The organism is Phyllobacterium endophyticum (assembly GCF_003010935.1).
In the GTDB taxonomy this organism is placed as follows: domain Bacteria; phylum Pseudomonadota; class Alphaproteobacteria; order Rhizobiales; family Rhizobiaceae; genus Phyllobacterium; species Phyllobacterium endophyticum.
The window spans coordinates 15,169-36,366 of record NZ_PGGN01000007.1; the positions used below are offsets into that span (position 1 = coordinate 15,169).

Sequence of the window (21,198 nt, forward strand, 5' to 3'; positions counted from 1 at the left end):
GAATCTGGTCGCAGGGCCGAGGCTGGGCTCAACCGCCGAGATCGCGTGGTTTTGCGCCAGGCCTCGATAATTCCGGAGTCGGTCATGAGACAGCGATACCTGGTGCTCCCGGCACTTGTTGCAATATTTTCACTCCTGGCAGCACTGGCATTTTGTTCCGGTCAGGATCCGCCGCCAGGCTCGGTCGAGCCAAACGCGGAAGTTGGCCTTGACAAGGATAAAGGGCCTGAGGGCCAGAATTAGGAGGTCCATCGGCCAACGAGGTTGTGTCGCCGATCTCCGTGCTTGAGAGAGCTTGGATCTGTTGCTATGCAGCAACGGCGGAACTGTTCAGTAAGCAATATTGCCTACCGGGGGGCGGTACTGGGATGTACGGGCGTCGTTTGCCGCGCGATAGAGGAAAGAGCGGCAAGGAAGCGCGAACAAGACACGGGCCCCTGTCCGGATGCGTGTTGTAACTCCTGGAGGCATCATCTAATTGAGGCGCTCACCTTGACCGTGACGGGCGGCGGACTTACCCCTAATCAGATGAGGACGTTCCATTGATTTCCACCGAGCTGCGCGCCAGGGATCCGCAAGTTTCAAGCTCCGCTAACGGTTCACGCGGGATGCCGCTTCTGGTGCTCGGGGCATTGGGCGTCGTTTATGGCGACATCGGCACCAGTCCGCTTTATGCCTTTCGCGAAGCCTTGCATGCGTCAGGCTCGTTGAACGTTTCATTCGCCCCGCTCGAGGTCCTCGGTTTGCTCTCCCTCATTGTATGGGCGCTTACAACCGTGGTGACGATCAAATATGTCAGCTTCGTGCTCAGGGCTGACAACAATGGCGAAGGCGGAACACTATCCCTGACTGCGCTGGCGCAACAGAGCTTTAAAAACAAGCCGTTGTGGGTCCTTGTACTCGGCGTCATAGGAGCCTCGCTGTTTATCGGTGATGCCATCATAACGCCCGCAATTTCCGTTCTGTCAGCTGTTGAAGGTCTGGAGGTTGTAGCGCCTACCTTGGCCCACTGGATCGTCACCATCACGGTCGCCATCATCCTTGCACTCTTTCTCGTGCAGAGGTTTGGAACGGAGCGTGTCGCCTCCGTGTTCGGTCCGATTACGGCGCTGTGGTTCGTCGCTCTGGGTGTCTCGGGGCTCGTTCATATCGTCGAGCAGCCGTCGATTCTGGCGGCGGTTAATCCCTATTACGGCATCAGATTTCTGGTTTTGCACGCGGAAATAGCAATTCCTGTTCTGGGCGCAGTCTTTCTCGCCGTAACCGGTGCCGAGGCGCTCTATGTCGATCTTGGACACTTTGGCCGTAGACCCATTGTCGTCGCCTGGTTCGCCATAGTTTTTCCCTGCCTGCTGCTGAATTATTTCGGACAGGGAGCGTTTGTACTGACAAATCCTGCTGCCGGGCATCCCTTCTTTGAGATGCAACCCGACTGGGCACGTATGCCCATGGTCATTTTGGCAACGGCTGCCACCGTGATTGCCAGTCAGGCCGTGATATCGGGCGCCTATTCTCTCATACGCCAGGCTATGCATCTTAATCTGCTGCCGCGCTTTCATGTTCAGCATACGTCGGAGACGCAGTCCGGCCAGATCTATATGCCGCAGGTCAACACCCTGCTTATGATCTGCGTCATTATCCTGATCATCGGTTTCAGAAGCTCCAGTGCGCTCTCCGCGGCTTACGGTATAGCCGTTACCGGGGAGATGCTCATCACGGTCGCCCTGCTGTTCGTCGTTATGCGCAGGATCTGGCGATGGTCTTTGTTGCTGGCTTTGCTCGTTATCATTCCGCTCGCGATTATCGACACCGGCTTTTTCGTCGCCAACATAGCGAAATTTGCCCAAGGCGGCTGGGTGCCGGTTGTGGTCGCCCTGACCGTCGCCTTCCTGATGCAAACATGGATGGCCGGACGCCGGTTGCTCCTGGTGAAAACACGGGCAGATGAAATTCCCTTGCGAACTGTAATCGAGAGCCTGACGAAAAAGAAGCCGACAACCGTTCCAGGCACGGCAGTCTTCCTCACCAGCGATGTTGAGGGGGCACCAACCGCCCTTCTTCATAGCCTGAAGCACTACAAGGTCTTGCATGAGAAAAACGTCATACTGAGCGTGGTGACAGCTCCTACGCCGTTTGTGGCCGACGACGACAAGATCTTCTACGAAAGTTTCACGCCGCATTTCAGCCGGGCGATCATCACCTTCGGCTATATGGAAACGCCAAATGTGCCGCGCGCCCTTATCCTTGCCAAAAAGCTTGGCTGGAAGTTTGACATCATGTCGACCTCGTTCTTCCTGTCGCGGCGCACATTGATACCGGCAGCAAAAGGCGGAATGCCATTTTGGCAGGATCGCGTCTTCATCGCGCTTGCCAGCAATGCCACCAGTGCGACGGATTACTTCCGTCTTCCTACGGGGCGCGTAGTCGAACTAGGGATCCAAACAACAATTTGAGTTGCACTCCTCGCCTGCCCGGCAGACCGGGTACTCTGATCTATATCGCCTGGGACACCGCCATATGCCAAATGCCATTAGGGAAGAGCTTTATTTGACCAATCGCCGATAACGTGACAAGCAAATATTCCACTTAAGTCGAAGCTCATGGGGAGGAAATCTGTGTCGGCCTTACTCGCGTTATCGAGAACAATTGATCGAATCAACGAACTGATCGGGCGTTATGTAGCTTGGCTCATTTTTTTGGCGGTTATCGTCAGCGCCGGTAATGCGGTCGTTCGCAAGACCTTCAATATGTCCTCGAATTCCTGGCTGGAACTGCAGTGGTACCTTTTCGGCGGCGCCTTTATGCTCGCTGCCGCATATACGCTCCAGCAGAACGAACATATTCGCATTGACATCGTTTATGGAGCTTTTTCCCGGCGCGTGCAGCACTGGATCGATCTGTTCGGACATGTGGTATTTCTCATGCCGTTCGTAATTCTGATGATTTTCTACTTCATTCCTTACGTCAGGCTTTCCTACAATAGCGGCGAAGTGTCTTCCAGCGCCGGCGGGTTGATTCTCTGGCCCGCCAAACTTGTCTTGTTGATTGGCTTCGTCCTCCTCGCCATGCAAGGGATTTCGGAGATCATCAAGAAGATTGCAGTGATCCGGGGAGATATCCCGGATCCCGCACCGCCGATGTCGCGCGAGGAAATTGCGGAACAGGAAGTGGCCTTGGCGGAGGCCCGCAATGATTGAGTTTATAGCGCAAAACATGGCGCCAATCATGTTCGCTTCCCTGATCATCTTCATGCTCATCGGCTACCCGGTGGCGTTTGCCCTTGCGGCCAACGGCTTGCTGTTCTTTTTCGTGGGCGTTCAACTGGCACCCTATTCCAACGGAAGTATTACGCTCTCCTGGCCCTTGCTCTATGCGTTGCCCGAGCGCTTCTGGGGCACAATGTCCAATGAAACTCTTCTTGCCATTCCGTTCTTCACCTTCATGGGCATAGTCCTCGAGCGCTCCGGCATGGCCGAAGACCTTCTCGATACGATTGGCCAGCTGTTTGGCCCGGTCCGAGGTGGCTTGGCTTATGCCGTTATTTTCGTTGGGGCGCTGCTTGCGGCAACCACTGGCGTGGTCGCTGCCTCCGTGATCGCAATGGGCCTGATCTCGCTGCCCATCATGCTGCGTTATGGCTATGACCGCCGCGTTGCATCCGGTGTCATTGCGGCCTCTGGGACGTTGGCGCAGATCATACCGCCGTCGCTGGTGCTGATCGTTCTCGCCGACCAGCTGGGCCGTTCGGTCGGAGATATGTATCATGGTGCACTTATTCCCGGTCTTGTTCTTACCGGGCTCTATGTCGGCTATATCCTACTGATGACCTTTTGGAAGCGGGATTCCATGCCAGCTCTTCCTATCGAAGCCCGTACTTTGGGCTCTGGCATCGCCTCCCTCCTCGTCACACTCGCCATCGCCGGTGCTGGTGCCTATGCAGCCAGCCGCCTGCTCGCGACTTTTGCCGGAGCGAACGCCGATATTTGGGGTGCTACGCTTGCAATTGTTATCATCTATGGGTTTGCTCTCGTTGACCGGACGCTCAAACTTAACCTGATGTCGCGCTTGGCCCAGCAAGTCATCATCGTCATGATACCGCCACTTGCCTTGATCTTTCTCGTTCTCGGCACAATTTTCCTAGGCATTGCAACGCCTACCGAAGGTGGCGCAATGGGCGCGGTGGGCGCTTTGATCATGGCGGCCTCAAAGGGAAGACTGAGCTTGAGCGTCATAAGTCAAGCTCTAGCCTCCACAACGCGGCTGTCATCATTTGTGATGTTTATCCTGCTAGGGGCACGCGTCTTCTCGTTGACCTTTTATGGCGTGAACGGTCACGTATGGGTCGAGCATCTGCTGGTTGGCCTGCCCGGCGGTGAGGTCGGCTTTCTTATCGTCGTCAATGTGCTGGTATTTTTCCTTGCCTTCTTCCTCGATTTTTTCGAGCTCGCTTTTATCGTCGTGCCTCTGCTCGCGCCCGCTGCCGACAAACTCGGGATCGATTTGATCTGGTTCGGCGTTCTTCTTGGCATCAACATGCAAACGAGTTTCATGCATCCGCCTTTCGGTTTCGCCTTGTTCTATCTGCGATCCGTCGCGGCAAAAGTGCCTTATCTCGATAAGATAACCGGAAAGAAAATCCAGCCCGTCACCACGGGTCAGATTTATTGGGGCGCCGTGCCCTTCGTCTGCATTCAGGTAATAATGATAGGATTGACGATCGCATTCCCGCAGATGGTGATGCATTACAAAGGCACGGGTCCTGCAACAGATCCTGCAACAATGAAGATCGAAATCCCAGGTTTCGACCAAGGCAACGGTCTGGGTGGCGGATTGGGCGGGGGCCTTGGTGGCGGGGCTGACAACGATCTGAGTTCACCACCCTTCGGCAAGCCCGCAACTGATCCCGCTGTGCCCGCGCCGCCGGCACCGAACTTGAACGAGCCGCCGAAAATGTAGCGTCTGCTATGGTTTGGAAGTCTGGTCAGGCTACAGCGCTGGCGGCTTCCAAACGTCCGACTTGCGCGGTGTGGAACCTTGGCGGGGAACATGGCGATCACAGGCGCCTGTCGGAGCCTTTCTTCAAGGTACGTGACGATTGCTGATTTTGCTTACGACAGGGTCTTGAGTCACGACCAACGTGACTGGCCCATGGAGGATAGCGTTGCGGGTTGCAATTCAAACTTACGGCACGAGAGGTGACGTGCAGCCATACATCGCTCTTGCTTCTGGGCTGATGTCCCGCGGCCACGAGGTCCAGCTTGCCGGACCGGAGCAATTCTCGTCAATGGCATGTGAGTACAAAATACCATTCGTGCCCCTGCCGGGAAGTATGCTGGCACTGATCGATACGCCCGAGGGACGGTCCGCCTTGGCGAGTGGCAAGGGGTTCAGTGCAGGATTCAAGCTCCTCCAACATGTGCGACCGATGATGCGTCAGCTCCTTGACGCCGAATGGAGCGCGCTTCAACAGTTCGCGCCACACGTCATCGTCCATCATCCCAAATCCATCGCTTCCCCTCACATCGCGGAGGCGCTTGGTGTTCCCTCAATACTCGCCTCTCCTTTGCCAGGATTTACACCGACATCCTACTTTCCCAGTCCGATGTTGCCGTTTTCAAACCTTGGACCACTTAACAAGGCAAGCCACACTTTGGCGATCAAGGGAGCAGAGTTAATCTTCGGCAAATTGATCAGACAGTGGCGGACAACATCGCTGCATCTTTCGAAGCACCGGACCGCTTCTTCCTTTCCATCCCGTACGCTTTATGCCTACAGCAGGCATGTGGTGCCGGTGCCGCCGGATTGGGGGAGCGACGTCCTTGTCAGCGGATATTGGTTTGTCGATAGCAGCGCATGGCAGCCTACCGAACCCCTTGCCGCGTTCCTCGGTGATGGCGATCCTCCTGTCTATATCGGATTTGGAAGCATGCCGGGCCTTGATCCTGAAAAGCTGACAAACCTTGTTATGGAGTCTTTGGCAATGACCGGAAAGCGCGGAATACTGGCTACAGGTGGCGGTGCCTTGTCGGCAGGAGCCACCTCCCCGAATATCCACATAATCGAAGGCGCGCCGCATGACCGGGTATTTCCTAGGGTCTCAGGTGTTATCCATCATGGAGGTGCCGGAACCACCGCAGCCGCATTGCGCGCCGGAAAGCCTAGCGCAATCTGCCCCTTTTTTGGGGATCAACCTTTCTGGGCCAAACGCATCGCCTCATTGGGGGCCGGTCCAGAACCGCTCGAGCGAAAGAAACTCTCAGCCCACGATCTGGCATTGGCGATTAAGGCAATGGACAGTGATGCGGTCCAGCGAAAAGCCGATGAGATCGGGACGGCAATCCGCAAGGAAGACGGCAGCTGCCGTGGCGTTTATTGAAGCCGCTCTCGTTGCGAATAATATCGCTTGATACGATTGGTTCAAGGCTCATGATTGAAAGCCGGCAGCTTGTACGCCTCGATGGCCGATCCGCCGAAAATCTGATCGCGTTGTTGCGCTGTCAAATCCGGCAGACTTTCACGCAAGGCACCCATAACATCATCATAGCTGCCGGCAACCAGGCAGACCGGCCAATCGGTGCCAAACATGCAGCGGTCGGGACCAAAGATTTCAAGGACATGATCCACATAGGGCTTCAGATCAGCTGGCGTCCAATCGTGCCAATCGGCTTCGGTGACCATACCTGACAGTTTGCACCAGACATGCCGCCGCTCCCTGCGGAAGCCTTGCATGAGCTCGGCCCACTCATCGTACTCGCGGTTCTTGATGTTCGGCTTGGACATGTGATCGAGAACAAAGCGCAACTCGGGAAAAGTTTTCGTCGTCTCGATCGCCGAAGGGAGTTGAGGAAGGTTGGGAACGAGGTCGTAGACCAGACCCGCATCCTGCACTGCCTGAAGACCTCGGCGTACATCGTCGCGCAAAAGCCAGTTCGGATCGGGTTCCGTCTGAATCAGATGCCGTATACCAACGAGCCACTTTCCGTTCGGACTTTGCTGGAGTTCCGCAAGCGTATCTGCCACGTGCGGATCGGTCAGATCGACCCAGCCGACCACGCCAGCGACAAAATCGGTGTTTGCTGCCGTTTCGATGAAGTCCCAGGTCTCGCCGAGATCATTCCAGGTCTGCACGAGGATAGTTCCAACCACACCGTTGGCCTGCAAAGCCGGGTGCAGATCGCGCGGCTCGAACTTTCGGTTGAGCGGCTCGAAGGGACCGCTCAGCCACCCATAGTCACCACCACTTGCCGGATCCCAAAAATGTTGATGTGAATCGATAATCGGAGATGCCATGCTCAATCACCAGCGTTGATGCACATAGGGCTTGATGTCCTGCTGATAGATTTCCCTGATCTTTTCCATCGTGTCAGTGGTTATCGGAGCAAGTTCGACTGCTTCGGCATTCGAGCGCGCCTGTTGAGGATTGCGGGCACCAGGAATTGCAACCGTGACCGCGTCGAACATCAGGATCCAGCGCAATGCAAATTTGGCCATTGTCGTGTCGCCCGAAACGAGGGCACGGACCTTCTCGACCGCGTCTAGGCCTTTTTCATAAGGAACACCGGAAAAGGTTTCACCAACATCGAAAGCTTCGCCATTGCGGTTGAAATGGCGATGATCGTTCTCGGCGAACTTCGTATCGCGCTTGAACTTGCCGGAAAGCAGGCCGCTGGCAAGCGGCACACGGGCGATGATCGCCGTCTTCGTCTCCTTGGCAAGGTCGAAGAACCGCTCGGCCGGACGCTGGCGGAATGCATTGAAGATGATCTGCACGCTGACGACGCCCGGATATTCGAGGGCCTTGAGGGCTTCTTCAACGCGCTCGACACTGACGCCGTAGTTGCGAATCTTGCCCTGCTGGACGAGTTTGTCGAGTCGCTCGAAAACTTCCGGATGATAGTAAAGGTCCGTTGGCGGGCAGTGTAACTGCACCAGATCCAGCGTGTCGGTTTGAAGGTTCTTCAAACTGCGCTCTATATAATTCGAAAGGTTCTCGGCGCTATAGCCGGCAACGGTCTGTTCCGGCAGGCGCCGGCCTGCCTTGGTGGCGATGAACGGTCTTTCGCCGCCGCGCTCCCTGACAACCTTGGCGATCAACTGTTCCGAATGGCCATCACCATAGACGTCGGCGGTATCGATGAAATTGACACCGCTGTCGAGCGCCGCATGAAGCGCCGCCAGCGCCTCCTCGTCATTCACCTCACCCCAGGCAGCACCGATAGCCCACGCACCAAAACCGATTTCACTGACCTTGCGGCCAGTGCGTCCAAAATCTCTCATTCGCATGTGTCAACTCCCTGTCGGCGCCGTGTCGTTATCTCACCTGCAGCGCATCAAACGCAGTGTTCCAATACATATCGAATATCTGATTGTACGACAACCCGGTAACATGATCTTAACGCTTCTTTATGCGCCATTGCGGATCATATCGGCAGCTTTCTCTCCTATCATGACAGTGGCGGCGTTGGTGTTCGAGGAGATCAGCCTTGGCATGATCGAACTGTCGCAGACACGCAGCCCCTCGATGCCGCGAACGCGAAGTTGCGGATCGACAACTGCTCCCTCCCCTGTTCCCATGCGGCATGTACCGACAGGGTGATAGGCGGAGCGCGCATATTGTCTGGCGAAGAGAGCAGCACTTTCCCGCGACGTTACCGCATCGCCGGGAAGGTGTTCACGGCGAATGAATGGCCGAAAGGCGGGCTGCGCGAGAATCTCGCGGCTCAACATTATCCCGTCGATGGCCCGTTCCAGATCATAGGGCTCCGAGAAGGCGTTCGGATCGATGATCGGCGCATCGCGCGGATCGGATGAACGCAAGGTGACCGAACCACGCGAACGCGGCCGGACATGATACGAATTCAACGTACAACCATTGCCTCCAGGCACCGAACCGATGCCTTCCTCTACACCCGCGCCCGGCAGAAAATGAAATTGGATATCCGGCGTCTTCTCACTCTTGTCGCCCCACCAGAAAGCGCCGCCTTCCACAATGTTGGATGCAATGGGTCCTTTGCCGAACAGTGTGTATTCGAGACCGGCCATGAATTGCCAACGGCGCTTCTTGTAGCGATCAATGCCATAAGGTCCCGAGAGTTCCGCCAGCACATCGACATCCATGTGGTCCTGCAGGTTTTGCCCGACACCCGGGAGATCATGAATGACTTCGACACCTTTGGCTTTGAGATGCCTCGCATCGCCAATTCCCGAAAGCATCAGCAGTTTTGGCGAGCCAATTGCACCCGCTGCCACAATCACTTCCCGTTCAGCCCGCAGGATTGAAGGATTGCCATGCTCGATGATTTCGATGCCTCTTGCGTGTCCGTTCTCGATGACAATACGATTGACGAAAACGCCTGTTCGAACCGTGAGGTTTTTGCGACCAAGCGCAGGCTTGAGGTAGCCGACGGCGGTACTGCTGCGCTTGCCCCTTTTCGTCGTAGTTTGATAGAACCCGGTCCCCTGCTGATGGGCAGCGTTGAAATCGGCAGTGAAAGGCAGCCCCGCCTGTTGTGCAGCCTGCACGAATATTCGGGTTAGCGGGTGCGGATTGCAAAAGCTGACGCCGAGCGGGCCCTCATTGCCGTGGTAATCGCCGACGAATGTGTCATTGCCTTCAGACTTCTTGAAGTACGGAAGCACGTCCTTGAATGACCAGCCGGTGCATCCCTCGTCCAGAGCCCAGGCGTCATAATCTTCCGGGCACCCGCGCGTGAATACCTGCGCATTGATGGAACTGCCACCACCCAGAACCCGTGCTTGCGGATAGACCATGGTGCGGCCATCGATCTCGCGCCCTGCAGCAGTTTCATAGCCCCAGATCAATGGGCCCGCGGTCATCTTGAAAAACCCTACAGGCAGATGGATGTAGAAGTTCGTATCGCGCGGACCAGCCTCGATCAGCGTGACGGATATGCTCGGATCCTCTGACAATCTCGCAGCCATGACGCAGCCGGCGGAGCCGCCGCCAACGATGATATAATCGGACATTCAAATCCTCCCATGCCGGATGTAAGCTTTGGAACTGGCAGAGCACCGGCAACCTTCAGAACCTACAATCTCAAGTCTCTTGTGAAGCGTCAAGAGAAAGGGTATGGTTATCGTGTTGGAGGGTTGTCGTACAATTAGGAGGCTACAGGCATCAGCTCCGCTTGCATTGCATGCCTTGAGGAGAGGCATTTCCACAGCATCTGATTTTCATTGGGAGGATAGAGGAATGAGTGACAGGGCTAGTATTTCACATTTCGGCCGGATGAATCGCCGGACATTGATGATGGGCGCAAGTGCTGGCCTGGCAGTGGCGGCAATGCCAAAACGGCTGTGGGCACAGGGAGCGCCAACGCTGGTTACTTCGATTCGCTCGCTTTCGAACCCTTACCACGCTGTGTGGAAGACAGGCGCAGAGGCCTATGCGGCGTCGGTCGGTCTGGAGCACGTTACGCTTGTGTCCGAGGGCAACAGCGAAAAAGGGATTGCCGACATCAAGGCCATGCTTGCAAAGACCGGCGGCAATATGGTCCTCAATTCCGATCCCAACGATACGCCGGATGCCCGCCCCATTGTTGAAGCCTGCAAGAGTGCCGGTGCCTCGGTGGTGACCCAATGGAACAAGCCCGCTGATCTGCACCCGCGCGACTTCAATCCGAATTACGTATCGCACATCGAGTTCGATGGTATCGCCAGCGGCAAGCAGATTGCCGAGGTCCTCTTCAAGACGATGGGCGGCTCGGGCGGCATCATTGCCCTTGGAGGCCTGATTTCGACGACAGCTGCCATCGAACGCAAAAAGGGTCTCGACGAGGCTCTTGCCGCAAACCCGAACATCAAGCTTCTGGATTTTCAGGTCGCAAACTGGAAGTCCACCGAGGCGTTTGACCTGACCAGCAATCTCCTCACGCGCTTTGGTGATGACATCAAGGGCGTATGGGCGGCCAATGACGACATGGGGACGGGGGCGCTCGAGGCGCTTCGCGCCGAAGGTCTGGCCGGCAAGGTTCCAATCGTCGGCATCGACGGCATCAAGACCGCCGTCGACGCCGTGCGTACGGGAGAATTTGCCTGCACAATCACGTCTGATCCGTTCTGGCAGGGCGGCATGGGCCTTTCCATCGGCTACAATGCCCACATGAAGAAATTCGATCCCGCGACCCAGCCACCGGAACACCGCGAGTTCTATGGCAAGGTGGTTTCCATCACCAAGGACAATGTCGAGGAATATTACAAGAATAACATCGACTCCAAGCCGACCATGGATTGGAACGACCTATGGGGCCGGGTGACCGGCGCCATTCGCGCCTGAAGACCGGCAATCGAGGACTCGGCCCGGCCGCGTCCTCCATTGCAAGGGCGGCGTTGGTTTCGCTGCCTGTTCTTTCCCATTTTTCACGCGGGATGTAGTCTGTTGACAGTTAACTCTGAAACCATGAAGTCCATTTTGAACATGGAGCCGAAAACGGCGATGCGATCGTTCTGGAGCCGTGCGGGCAAGGCGAGGCGTTGGCGTGCGTTCGCACCTTTGGGCGTTCTGATCGTCCTTTGTATCCTGATTGCGATCGCCAACCCGAATTTCATTGAACCACGCAATCTCATACGCGTTGCAAATTCAGCCGCGGTGCCTTTGACGCTTGCCATGGGCATGACCTTCATCATCCTGCTTGGCAGTATCGACCTTTCCGTTGAAGGTGCGATGTCTGTCGCGGCAATGGTGCTGGTGCTGCTGGCGACCAACGACAGCAATGCCAACAATTACGGTTGGTTAGCCGTGGTCGCAGCCATAGCGGCGAGCACGGTGATGGGTCTGGCGAGTGGATTTCTCCAAACCACGCTGCGGATACCGTCCTTCATGGCGACGCTCGGTGTATGGTTCATTGGCCTCGGCTTTTCGGTCTATATGCTCGGCGGTTCGGCAGTAAGGCTAATGGACGAAAACATCCGCGCCTTGGCGTTGTCGCGCTTCCTCGGATTCCCGCTGGCGGTCTGGATCGCGCTTGCTGCATTCGCCGTCGCAATCGTTATCCAATACCACACACGTATTGGCCGTCACATCATGGCTATCGGCGGCGGTGAAGACGTTGCCGAACTTTCCGGCATAAATTTGCGCCGCGTGCGCATCATTGCTTTCGGACTTGCCGGTTTCTTCTTCGGTGTCGCCGGTGTACTCGCCGCTGCACAACTCGGTCAGTCCAATGCGGTGATTGCCGATGGCCGCCTATTTGCAGCGGTGACCGCGGTCGTCGTAGGCGGCACCGCACTGACCGGAGGCGAAGGCGGCGTTCTCAACACGCTGGTCGGCGTTTTGATCGTGACTGTGCTTGCCAACGGCATGATCCTTCTTGGCATCTCTCCGTATATTCAGCAGACGGTGCAGGGCCTGATGATTATTGCTGCTGTCGCTCTGTCGCTGGATCGCTTCAACCTCAAGATCGTGAAGTGACGCCATGTTTGCAGCAAACGGGATCAGCAAATCTTTTGTCGGCACACACGCATTGAAGAATGTCGATATCGAAATTCGCCCCAATGAAGTGGTCGGGCTTATCGGCGAAAACGGCGCTGGAAAATCAACACTGATGCGCATTCTTGCCGGCACGCATCGACCGGATTCGGGCACGCTCACGCTCGATGGTCAGCCACTTCGCCTGCGCAACGCGCGCGATGCCGCGGGCCATGGCATTGGCATGGTGTTTCAGGAGCAGTCGCTACTCCTGAACATGACAGTCGCAGAGAACATCTATCTCGGGCAGGAGCACCAGTTCACCCGCTTTGGTATTCTCAACTGGCGGGCAATGAACGATGCCTCGCGCCGCCAGCTTGCAAAGATCGGCGTCGACATCGACGTGACTGCTCGCGCCTCTGGACTGACTTTTGCCGCACGCCAGATGGTGGAACTTGCCAAGGCGCTCACTCTCGAGGAAAGTGTGGACCGGCCACTGGTCATCCTGCTGGATGAGCCCACTTCCGTCCTGAGCGCTTCGGACATCGATGTGCTGTTTGCACGGGTAAAGTCGCTTAAATCCCGCGCGAGCTTCGTATTCGTCTCGCACCGTCTCGAGGAAGTCCTACGGATATCCGACCGCGTCTATACAATGAAGGACGGAGCAGTCGTGGCCGAGCACCGCTCGCAGGATGTTACCGCCCCTGCCCTGCACGAGATCATGGTCGGCCGCGGTTTGCATACCGAACATTACAAGGAGAGCAAGCAGAGCGTCCCGCGCAGCGAAGTCATCGTGGAGGCATCGAAGCTCGGTGTCGCCGGTGCTTTCCACGATGTGAGCTTCAAGATACATGCAGGAGAAATCATAGGTATCGCGGGGGTCGTCGGCTCGGGACGCGAGGAAATCACACGCACGATAGGCGGTTTTTTGCCTCAGACCGAAGGTGCGCTCAGGATCAAGGATGCCTCCGTGCGCTTCACGTCGCCAGAGCAGGCCGTGCGCAAGAGCATCGGTTATATCCCGCGCGAGCGGCGCGTCGAGGGGCTGGTGATGTTTCTCTCGGTTGCTGAGAACATAACGCTCGCTGATCTTTCCTGCGTCATGCGCGGCGGAGCGATCAATTACAAGGAAGAGCGAAAACTCGCCGTCGACTGGATCAAAAAGCTGCGCATCAAGACGCCTGGACCGGATGCTGCCTGCCGCAAGTTAAGCGGAGGCAACCAGCAAAAGGTGGTTCTGGCACGCTGGATGACAGCGGGTTCGCAAATATTGATCCTCGATCATCCAACACGCGGTCTCGATGTCGGCGCAAAGGAAGAGGTCTACGACCTTGTCAGGGACCTTTCAGCTCAAGGTATCGCGATCCTGCTTATCTCCGACACGCTCGACGAGACGATCGGTCTCTCGCACAGGGTACTCGTCATGCGCGACGGTGAAGTCACCGCAGAGTTCGATGCCAGTCGCGGCAACAAGCCGGATCAGGTCGAACTGTTGCGCGAGATGGTTTGAGGAGCGGCGATGAAGAATTCTTTCGATTTCAGATCCATGATATCCAATAGCTGGGTCCAGGGCGCAATCCCTCCTGCGCTGCTCGCCGTGCTCATCATCATCGTCGAAATTGGTTCCCCCGGCTTCCTGACCGGCGAAACCCTGGCGCTGCTCTTGTCCAACACGGCGGTACTGTTCATTCTGGCGACCGGCGTCACGTTCGTCATCCTTATTGGTGGCATCGATCTCTCCATTCAGGCCGTTGCCTCGCTTGCCAGTGTCATTCTCGCCCAGCTGCTGCCGTCGATGGGGCTGCTCGCCTTTCCCGTCGCCATTGCGGCAGGTCTGGTATTTGGCATTCTCAGCGGCGTTGTCCATGTCTGGTTACGCGTGCCGTCTTTCGTGGCAACGCTTGCGACGGGCGGCGTGGTTGCGGGAATGGCGTTGTGGCTGGCGAACGGACGGGCGATCACCATCGAAGAAGGCGGGCGCGCAAGCACTTCCTGGATCAATGCCACCATTGTAGGAACACCCGTTGTTGTCCTGATCGCCATAGGCGTCGGACTTGCGAGCTATCTCGGCTTGCGCTACTCCCGTTTCGGAAGGCAGAGCCTTGCTGTGGGCGCCGGTGAACCGGCAGCCTATGCGGCAGGCATCAATGTGGATCGCACCAAGATTGTTGCATTCGCTCTTTCCGGAACCCTCGCCGCCATCGCCGGCGTCGTCCTCGCTGCCCGGCTTTCAAGCGGTTCGCCCAGCCTTGCCAACCAGCTGCTGCTCCCGGCAATTGCTGCGGTTATCGTCGGCGGCACGGCGATTACAGGCGGTCTCGGAGGCGTTGGCCGCACTGCCGTAGGCGCACTGATAATCTCGATCGTTCGCATCGGCATGACGTTCGTCGGCGTGAATATTTTCGCGGAGAACGTGGTTTTTGGCGCTGTGCTGATAGCAGCCGTGGCCATCACCATCGACCGCAGCAAGATCGCAATCATCAAATGAGCAGAACGAGGACTGGGCAGACGAGCTGTTGGAGCCGCACCGCAAGGACGTGGAAGCGGCTCCGCCGGCAGAATCTATTTCATCGTATCGAGGCCAATCAATTCGATCTTGTAACCGTCGGGATCTTCGATAAAGGCGATATGCGTGGTGCCATGCTTCATCGGTCCCGGCTTGCGCGGAATGCTGGCGCCGTTGCGTTCAAGCTCGGAGCAAACCGCGTAAATGTCATTGACGCCAAGGGCCAGGTGTCCGAATCCGCTTCCGATCTCATAGGGAGTCGCCTGGTCCCAGTTATGGGTAAGCTCCACAACGGTGTTGTTCTCCTCCGGACCATAGCCGACGAAGGCGAGCGTGAACTTGCCGTCGGGATACTCGTCGCGACGCAACAATGTCATGCCAAGCAACTCGGTGTAGAATTTGATCGACTTCTCCAGGTCGAAAACCCGGATCATGGTGTGCATCATTCGAAAGCGTGTGCTTTGATCGCTCATGGTGTTTTTCCTCCTGTAGATGATCGCTCTATGTTGATTTTCAACAACAATTGGCAAAAGGCAAGGCGGCTGCCGCTTGAAGTTACAAACCATAGTTGTATGATAACATGGCAACAGGGATAATTGTCCAGTTGTTTTCGCTGTCGCGGAGAATCTGAAATGAACGTGTTGCCGCCCTCTAACAAAAAGTCACTTGCTGCGATGACCGCAGCAATGCCGGAGGGTATTTTACTGACCGCTGAGACGGACATGGCGCCCTATAGCCGTGACTGGTCGGGCGACCACTTTGGGCGGCCGTTGGCCGTTGCACGTCCGCGCACAGTCGAAGATGTTTCGACGCTTATGAAAATCTGCTTCAGGGAAGGCATTCCGGTCGTGCCGCAGGGTGGCCTGACTGGTCTCGTGGGTGCTGCTGTCGCGGCGCCTCTAGGCGGTGAAGTCGTCATCTCGCTGGAACGCCTGAATCGATTGCGCTCCATCAGCGCCATTGATTTTGCCATGGTGGTCGAGGCAGGCTGCATTCTTGAGGAAGCCAAAAACTTTGCTGAAGCGCATGACTGCGTGCTCCCCATAACCTTCGGCGCGCAAGGCAGCTGCCGCATTGGCGGCAATGTCGCAACCAATGCGGGCGGCTTCAATGTCCTGCGCTATGGCATGACGCGCGACCTTGTGCTTGGCCTTGAGGTTGTCCTCGGCGACGGGCGGGTGTGGAATGGCTTGAAGGTCCTGCGCAAGGATAACCGGGGCTACGATTTGAAGCAATTGTTCATCGGCAGCGAGGGTACGCTGGGCATCATTACCGCCGCCGCGTTCAAGCTGTTCCCGCGGCCCACGCAGGTGGAAACCGCGCTGGTCGGCCTACGATCTGTCGAAGATGCCATGGCGCTCTATGCCCGCGCCCGGCGCGAATGCAGCGACTTGCTGACAGCCTTCGAGCTGATCCTGCGTGGCGGTATTGATATTGCGTTGAATGCAGGTACCGGGCTTACCGACCCATTGACCGCGCCCTATCCTGTTTACGTTCTGATCGAGGCTTCTGCCGGTGGCAGGGTGGATCTGAAGGCGATCCTCGAAGACTTCCTTGGCGATGCCGCAGATATTGTGGCAGATGGCGTCGTGGCGTCCAGCAAAGCCCAAGCCGAGCGGCTTTGGCTGTTGCGGGAGACGATGGTCGAGGCCCAAGGTGGCGGCGGGCGTTATCTGAGGACGGACGTTTCAGTGCCGATCTCGAAGCTTGCGGATTTCGTCACCGATACGCTGGCGGCGCTGGCCCACCACCATCCAGAGGCCTTGGCCGTGACGTATGGTCATGTGGGGGATGGTAATGTCCATCTCAACATCGTACCCCCACAGAACAGCACTCCCGATGCAATCGAGGTTCTGTTTCACAAGACGGAAACGATCATCTTCGATGTGGTGGATCGTTACAGTGGCTCGATCAGCGCTGAACATGGCATTGGGCGTGTCAAACAAAAGGCGTTTCTGGACCGGGTGGATAAAGTTAGTCTCGACATTGCGGGCCGACTCAAGGACGCTTTTGATCCGATGCACATTCTAAGTGATGGGCGGATTCTAGGGGCACATTCAAGTATTGGGGGTATAGCGGATCGATGACGTTGAAGCTCGACAAGGTCAATCGCGGGCCGCATCTTTCGACATTGGTGGCCAGCTCGATCTCCCGCGAAATCGCGCAAGGGCGGCTGAACCCCGGTGACCAATTGCCGACCGAACAGGCGCTTGCGACCACCTTCGGCGTCAGCCGGAATGTGGTGCGTGAGGCCATTGCCCGGTTGCGTTCCGAGGGTCGCATATGGTCCCAGCAAGGGCGCGGAGCTTTTGTGGCAGACGTTGCGAATTCTCCGGTTCTGACCATCGATCACGATGCCCTGCAACAGGCGGACGCGTTCAAGAGCCTGTTCGAGCTGCGCGGTGCGCTGGAGGTGAAGGCTGCGGCCTTTGCTGCCCAACGCCGCACCGATGCCGACCTCCAGGCCATGAAAAGCGCATTGGCGGCAATGAACACTGCGCCCTATGGCAGTGTCGCCTGGTTGAAGGCCGATCTCGAATTTCATCGCGCCGTCGTCGCGGCAACCCGCAACAGCTACATGGAACAGTTTTTGATCTTCGTGTCCGAGCGGGTGCGCGAGAGTATTCTCGCGGCGGGCAACCAGCAGGGCTCCGATGACATGGCAAGCACGACCCTTGGCGAACACAATCGTATTCTCGATGCGATTACCGCCGGCGATGCCAATGCTGCCCAGGAAGCCATGCAGTTGCACCTCAATGGCGCGGCGCAGCGTGTCGGCCTGCATGTCAATGATCTTTGAAACAATCGCTATGCAGGCGCATTGCTTCAACCCCAACAGTTTCAAGGACGAGAAATGACAGGCAGGCTTGAGGGAAAAACGGCAGTCGTAACGGCTGCCGGACAGGGAATGGGGCGTGCCGCTGTCCTGGCGCTTTCACGCGAGGGTGCAAAGGTGATAGCCACTGATCTGGATCAAGCCAGACTGGATACGCTGGATGACGTCGCCGGGGTCAGCATCCGCCGGCTGGACGTGCTCGACGCCGCAGCCATCACCGGCTTTGCCGCCGAAACGACTGCACCCGATATTCTCTTCAACTGTGCCGGGTTCGTCCATCACGGCGCCCTTCTTGATTGCGATGAGGATGCCTTTGATTTTTCCGTCAGTCTGAACGTCCGCGCCATGTACCGGATGATCCGGGCTTTCCTTCCCGGCATGATCGACCGCGGTGATGGCTCGATCATCAACATGGCCTCGGTTGCTTCGACGATCATAGCTGCGCCCAACCGCTTCATCTACGGCACGACCAAGGCCGCCGTCATCGGCCTGACGAAATCGGTCGCTCTCGACTACGTCGGCAAAGGTATCCGGGCCAATGCAATCTGCCCTGGGACGGTCGACAGCCCCTCATTGCATGATCGGATGCGAGCACTGGGTGACTACGAAGCCGCGCGGTCGGCCTTTATCGCGCGCCAGCCGATGGGCCGGCTGGGCACACCCGAAGAGGTCGCCGAGCTTGTGGTTTTCCTCGCGAGTGCAGACTCGGCCTTCATGACCGGCAATGCCATTGTCGTCGATGGCGGCTGGTCAAACGCCTGAGTGGCGCAGCCGTTCATAGCTCGATAGTACACGCAGCGCGGCGCTGGCCGCGCCATAACCATTGTCTATGTTGCAGACCACGAGGCCGGGTGCGCAACTGGCAAGCATGGCGTTAAGCGCGGTGCGACCCGCTTCGGCAGCACCATAGCCGACCGATGTCGGCACGCATATAATGGTACCTGATACCAATCCGCCAAGCACGCTCGCCAACGCCGCATCCATTCCAGCGACGGCAATGACGATTGGATGTGTTCGTATCTCTTCCAATCGTTCGGTGAGGCGCCAGAGACCCGCGACACCTACGTCGGCAATCACCGTCGCCTCGACGCCAGCATGGCGGAGCGTTCGCTCTGCCTCGCGCGCAACCCCGACATCCGAGGTGCCGGCGGCGATTATTGCCACGGCTCGTCGTGAAACGATCCGCCTTACGGAACCGAAGAACCCGGTGCTGGAAACCGCGCAATAGTCAATCGCATCACGCCTTGCGGCGGACAGACCTTCCAGCTTTTCCACCGTCAGTCTCGTGAGCAGCAATCCGGCACCGCGCTCTTCCGCCAATTCTAGAATGGCTTCGATCTGCTCCACGGATTTCCCGGCGCAGAAGATTGCTTCATCGAGGCCGATACGATTGAACCGGTCAAAATCAAGGACGGTTTCCGTTGTCATGATGGGCCGGTCCGCAGGAAGGCGCTGCCGTTCCGATATGGCGCGAAGGCAAGGGTTTTTCCAGCCAGATTGGGCGGCATGAGCGATATGATCGACGTCTCCAGCCATGTGCTGTCTGCCACCGTCAGCGACTGCAAGCTTTGCGCATCGAGTTCGACGACCACTCCAGTGCTGCGAACCCGGCAGCGCACTGTCCGGGGCTGGAGTTTCTCGGCAAGGAATGTTTCCACCGAATGGATGAAACCCAGTGTTTCGGGCTCTATTCGAATCGACGTTTCCACACGGCTGGAAAGACAAGGCGACGAAGGAAGCTCGGCGACATCGCCAAGTCCAAGTTCGCGTGCAAGCTGACGGACATCGTTCTTGTACATTTCGGCTTCGACATAGGGGTGCCGCACTCCATGGTCACGCGCCGCATCGAGTCCAGGTCGATATTCACCGAGATCATCGACATTGGCGCCGGACACGATCTGCCGACTCGAGTAGCGGGCGATCGTTCCATAAAGGCTGCCCTTGCAGTAAAAGCAGCGATTGACCGGATTGCTCCGATAATTGACGTCGTCAAATTCGCCCGCGTCCACTATCTCAAGGTCCCAGCCTTCCCGGCTCGCCCAATCCCGCACCCGTTGCGTGGCCTCGGGAGGCACCGCGGGCGAAGCAGCGTGAACCATATTCACGCCGCTGCGTCCGGCGAGGCGATGCGCAGCCGCTGCGAGTGTCATTGAATCGACCCCGCCACTGACGGCAACTGTCAACGGACTTGACCTGACCAGTATATCTTCAAGCGTCTTCTTCACGATTTCTTTCCAGTCTTTGCTGCCGCTTCCGCCTCTTGTCTGCGTCTGTGCCTCTCCGCTGCGTTGGCCGTATCGCCAATATCACTGGCCTCCGCTTTCGCAGTCAGTCCGCTCGGCCGCTTCACCAGTTTGACACGCATGCGCGCGGTTTCCACCTCTGTCTCAACCATTTCGCGCTGCAGGATCATGCGGTCGGCAATAGCGTGACGAATGCCGATTGTCGTGGTTTCATCGAAGGCCAAGGCCGCGACCTGCGCAACCGCGTCGGGCCTTGCCAAAATGCGCACGCTGGTCATCATCCGGCCCCTCTTGCCGAAGACAGGCGTCTGGACCACGTCGAGCACATCCTTGTGCGCTCGCAATTTTTCAATCCCTAGGGCGAGATCTTCGCCTGTCTGGTCATCGATTTCAAACTCCAGAACCGCGATCTTATCGCTACCGGCAACATCCGTTGGGGGCGACTCGAAACAAAGGACGCGCACGCAATTGCTAATTCCCGGCAATTTGCGCGTGCCAAAGCCAAAACCCGATGCGACAAGCCGCCGGGGTTGTGACGACGTCGTTCCTTGCTCGCAAAGATAGCGCAGGATGGCCGCCCCGGTGGGTGTCACCCGTTCCCCGGGAACCCCATCGTCTATGGTTGGCATGCCCTCGAGCAGCAAGGCCGCTGCCGGTGCCGGAACGGGCAGAATACCATGCGCCGTGCGCACTCTGCCTGAACCGAGTGGGGCGGCGCTCGACGTCCAGCGCGCTGCATTCATCTGCGCAATCAGATAGGCGGCAGCGACGATATCGGCGATTGAATCCCATGCGCCGACTTCATGAAACTCCACGGCTTCGGCTGCAGTGCCGTGCACGCGCGCTTCTGCATCTGCCAGTAACGAGAATATGCCAATGGCGTGGCGGATGGTTTCTGCGTCAAGCGACGAAGCCGACAACGCCGCCCGGATATCGCGCCATGCGGTATGGTGATGATGATCGTGGGATGTATCCGGACCCGGCCGTTCGACGAGGAAGCGGCGGCCCGTCAAGATACCATCGTCATGTCTGACTGTCCTGCACGCTACACCCTCCAGCATCGGGGCAGATGACAGTGCATTCATCAGTCCCGTCTCCAGATCGGGTCGCAGATCGAGCATGGCAGCAACGAACATGTCACCTGCAATGCCGCCAACAAGATCGAGATGCAGTTCCATGAAATTCT

The 21,198-nt window shown here is 57.3% G+C and carries 19 protein-coding genes; 12 read left to right on the plus strand and 7 right to left on the minus strand.

The genetic code is table 11. The features are described from left to right. Positions 1-84: 84 nt before the first annotated feature. The 5 genes from CU100_RS27015 (at position 85) to CU100_RS24495 (ending at position 6,376) form a co-directional block, all read left to right on the plus strand. Positions 85-243 carry a hypothetical protein gene (locus CU100_RS27015; RefSeq protein WP_170113964.1) on the plus strand — a complete coding sequence of 53 codons (159 nt, stop codon included), beginning with the start codon at positions 85-87 and terminating at the stop codon, positions 241-243. Positions 244-542: 299 nt separating this feature from the next. Then, positions 543-2,453, plus strand: a complete 1,911-nt coding sequence (locus CU100_RS24480) for a potassium transporter Kup (RefSeq protein WP_106719266.1) — start codon at positions 543-545, stop codon at positions 2,451-2,453. A 162-nt stretch (positions 2,454-2,615) separates the two neighbouring features. Then, positions 2,616-3,197, plus strand: a complete 582-nt coding sequence (locus tag CU100_RS24485) for a TRAP transporter small permease subunit (protein WP_106719267.1) — start codon at positions 2,616-2,618, stop codon at positions 3,195-3,197. Beyond that, positions 3,190-4,956, plus strand: coding sequence for a TRAP transporter large permease (locus CU100_RS24490; protein WP_106719268.1), 1,767 nt, complete (start codon positions 3,190-3,192; stop codon positions 4,954-4,956). Before CU100_RS24485 ends, CU100_RS24490 begins: the two co-directional genes overlap by 8 nt. A gap of 181 nt (positions 4,957-5,137) precedes the next feature. Then, complete coding sequence (locus CU100_RS24495) at positions 5,138-6,376, plus strand: glycosyltransferase (protein ID WP_425515814.1); 1,239 nt, start codon at positions 5,138-5,140, stop codon at positions 6,374-6,376. Positions 6,377-6,417: 41 nt separating this feature from the next. On the opposite strand, the gene CU100_RS24500 is transcribed toward CU100_RS24495, so the two are convergent. The 3 genes from CU100_RS24500 to CU100_RS24510 form a co-directional block, all read right to left on the minus strand. Then, positions 6,418-7,290 (minus strand): amidohydrolase family protein, encoded by an 873-nt coding sequence (locus CU100_RS24500; RefSeq protein ID WP_106719459.1) that lies wholly within the window; start codon positions 7,288-7,290, stop codon positions 6,418-6,420. Between the two features lie 6 nt (positions 7,291-7,296). Next, positions 7,297-8,283 (minus strand): aldo/keto reductase, encoded by a 987-nt coding sequence (locus tag CU100_RS24505; protein WP_106719269.1) that lies wholly within the window; start codon positions 8,281-8,283, stop codon positions 7,297-7,299. Between the two features lie 120 nt (positions 8,284-8,403). After that, positions 8,404-9,987 (minus strand): GMC family oxidoreductase, encoded by a 1,584-nt coding sequence (locus CU100_RS24510; RefSeq protein WP_106719270.1) that lies wholly within the window; start codon positions 9,985-9,987, stop codon positions 8,404-8,406. A 226-nt stretch (positions 9,988-10,213) separates the two neighbouring features. Here CU100_RS24510 and CU100_RS24515 point away from each other — a divergent pair, with 226 nt between their 5' ends. The 4 genes from CU100_RS24515 (at position 10,214) to CU100_RS24530 (ending at position 14,915) form a co-directional block, all read left to right on the plus strand. Then, positions 10,214-11,296: a sugar ABC transporter substrate-binding protein gene (locus CU100_RS24515; protein WP_106719271.1), complete on the plus strand. Its 1,083-nt coding sequence runs from the start codon at positions 10,214-10,216 to the stop codon at positions 11,294-11,296. 102 nt (positions 11,297-11,398) lie between these two features. Then, a complete protein-coding gene (locus CU100_RS24520; RefSeq protein ID WP_245419230.1) occupies positions 11,399-12,430 on the plus strand; it encodes an ABC transporter permease in 1,032 nt (343 codons plus the stop codon). Positions 12,431-12,434: 4 nt separating this feature from the next. Then, positions 12,435-13,937 carry a sugar ABC transporter ATP-binding protein gene (locus CU100_RS24525; RefSeq protein ID WP_106719272.1) on the plus strand — a complete coding sequence of 501 codons (1,503 nt, stop codon included), beginning with the start codon at positions 12,435-12,437 and terminating at the stop codon, positions 13,935-13,937. A gap of 9 nt (positions 13,938-13,946) precedes the next feature. Then, positions 13,947-14,915 carry an ABC transporter permease gene (locus CU100_RS24530; RefSeq protein WP_106719273.1) on the plus strand — a complete coding sequence of 323 codons (969 nt, stop codon included), beginning with the start codon at positions 13,947-13,949 and terminating at the stop codon, positions 14,913-14,915. Positions 14,916-14,989: 74 nt separating this feature from the next. Here CU100_RS24530 and gloA read toward each other — a convergent pair whose 3' ends face one another. After that, the gene (gloA, locus tag CU100_RS24535; protein WP_106719274.1) at positions 14,990-15,406 is read right to left on the minus strand and encodes a lactoylglutathione lyase; all 417 of its coding nucleotides are present in this window, start codon (positions 15,404-15,406) and stop codon (positions 14,990-14,992) included. A gap of 159 nt (positions 15,407-15,565) precedes the next feature. On the opposite strand from gloA, the gene CU100_RS24540 reads away from it, so the two are divergent. Genes CU100_RS24540 through CU100_RS24550 form a run of 3 tightly spaced genes read left to right on the plus strand, consistent with a single transcriptional unit; the run spans position 15,566 to position 18,531 of the window. Continuing rightward, entirely contained in the window at positions 15,566-17,020 is a 1,455-nt protein-coding gene (locus tag CU100_RS24540; protein WP_106719275.1) for an FAD-binding oxidoreductase, read from the plus strand. Next, the gene (locus tag CU100_RS24545) at positions 17,017-17,733 is read left to right on the plus strand and encodes a FadR/GntR family transcriptional regulator (RefSeq protein WP_106719276.1); all 717 of its coding nucleotides are present in this window, start codon (positions 17,017-17,019) and stop codon (positions 17,731-17,733) included. The genes CU100_RS24540 and CU100_RS24545 overlap by 4 nt, the downstream gene beginning before the upstream one ends. A 54-nt stretch (positions 17,734-17,787) precedes the next feature. Next, the gene (locus CU100_RS24550) at positions 17,788-18,531 is read left to right on the plus strand and encodes an SDR family oxidoreductase (RefSeq protein WP_106719277.1); all 744 of its coding nucleotides are present in this window, start codon (positions 17,788-17,790) and stop codon (positions 18,529-18,531) included. On the opposite strand, the gene larB is transcribed toward CU100_RS24550, so the two are convergent. Genes larB through CU100_RS24565 form a run of 3 tightly spaced genes read right to left on the minus strand, consistent with a single transcriptional unit; the run spans position 18,520 to position 21,190 of the window. After that, entirely contained in the window at positions 18,520-19,197 is a 678-nt protein-coding gene (gene larB, locus CU100_RS24555) for a nickel pincer cofactor biosynthesis protein LarB (RefSeq protein WP_106719278.1), read from the minus strand. The two genes, CU100_RS24550 and larB, sit on opposite strands and share 12 nt — an antisense overlap. Continuing rightward, complete coding sequence (locus tag CU100_RS24560; RefSeq protein ID WP_106719279.1) at positions 19,194-19,994, minus strand: adenine nucleotide alpha-hydrolase family protein; 801 nt, start codon at positions 19,992-19,994, stop codon at positions 19,194-19,196. The genes larB and CU100_RS24560 overlap by 4 nt, the downstream gene beginning before the upstream one ends. Then, entirely contained in the window at positions 19,991-21,190 is a 1,200-nt protein-coding gene (locus tag CU100_RS24565; protein WP_106719280.1) for a nickel pincer cofactor biosynthesis protein LarC, read from the minus strand. The genes CU100_RS24560 and CU100_RS24565 overlap by 4 nt, the downstream gene beginning before the upstream one ends. Between the last annotated feature and the right edge of the window lie 8 nt (positions 21,191-21,198).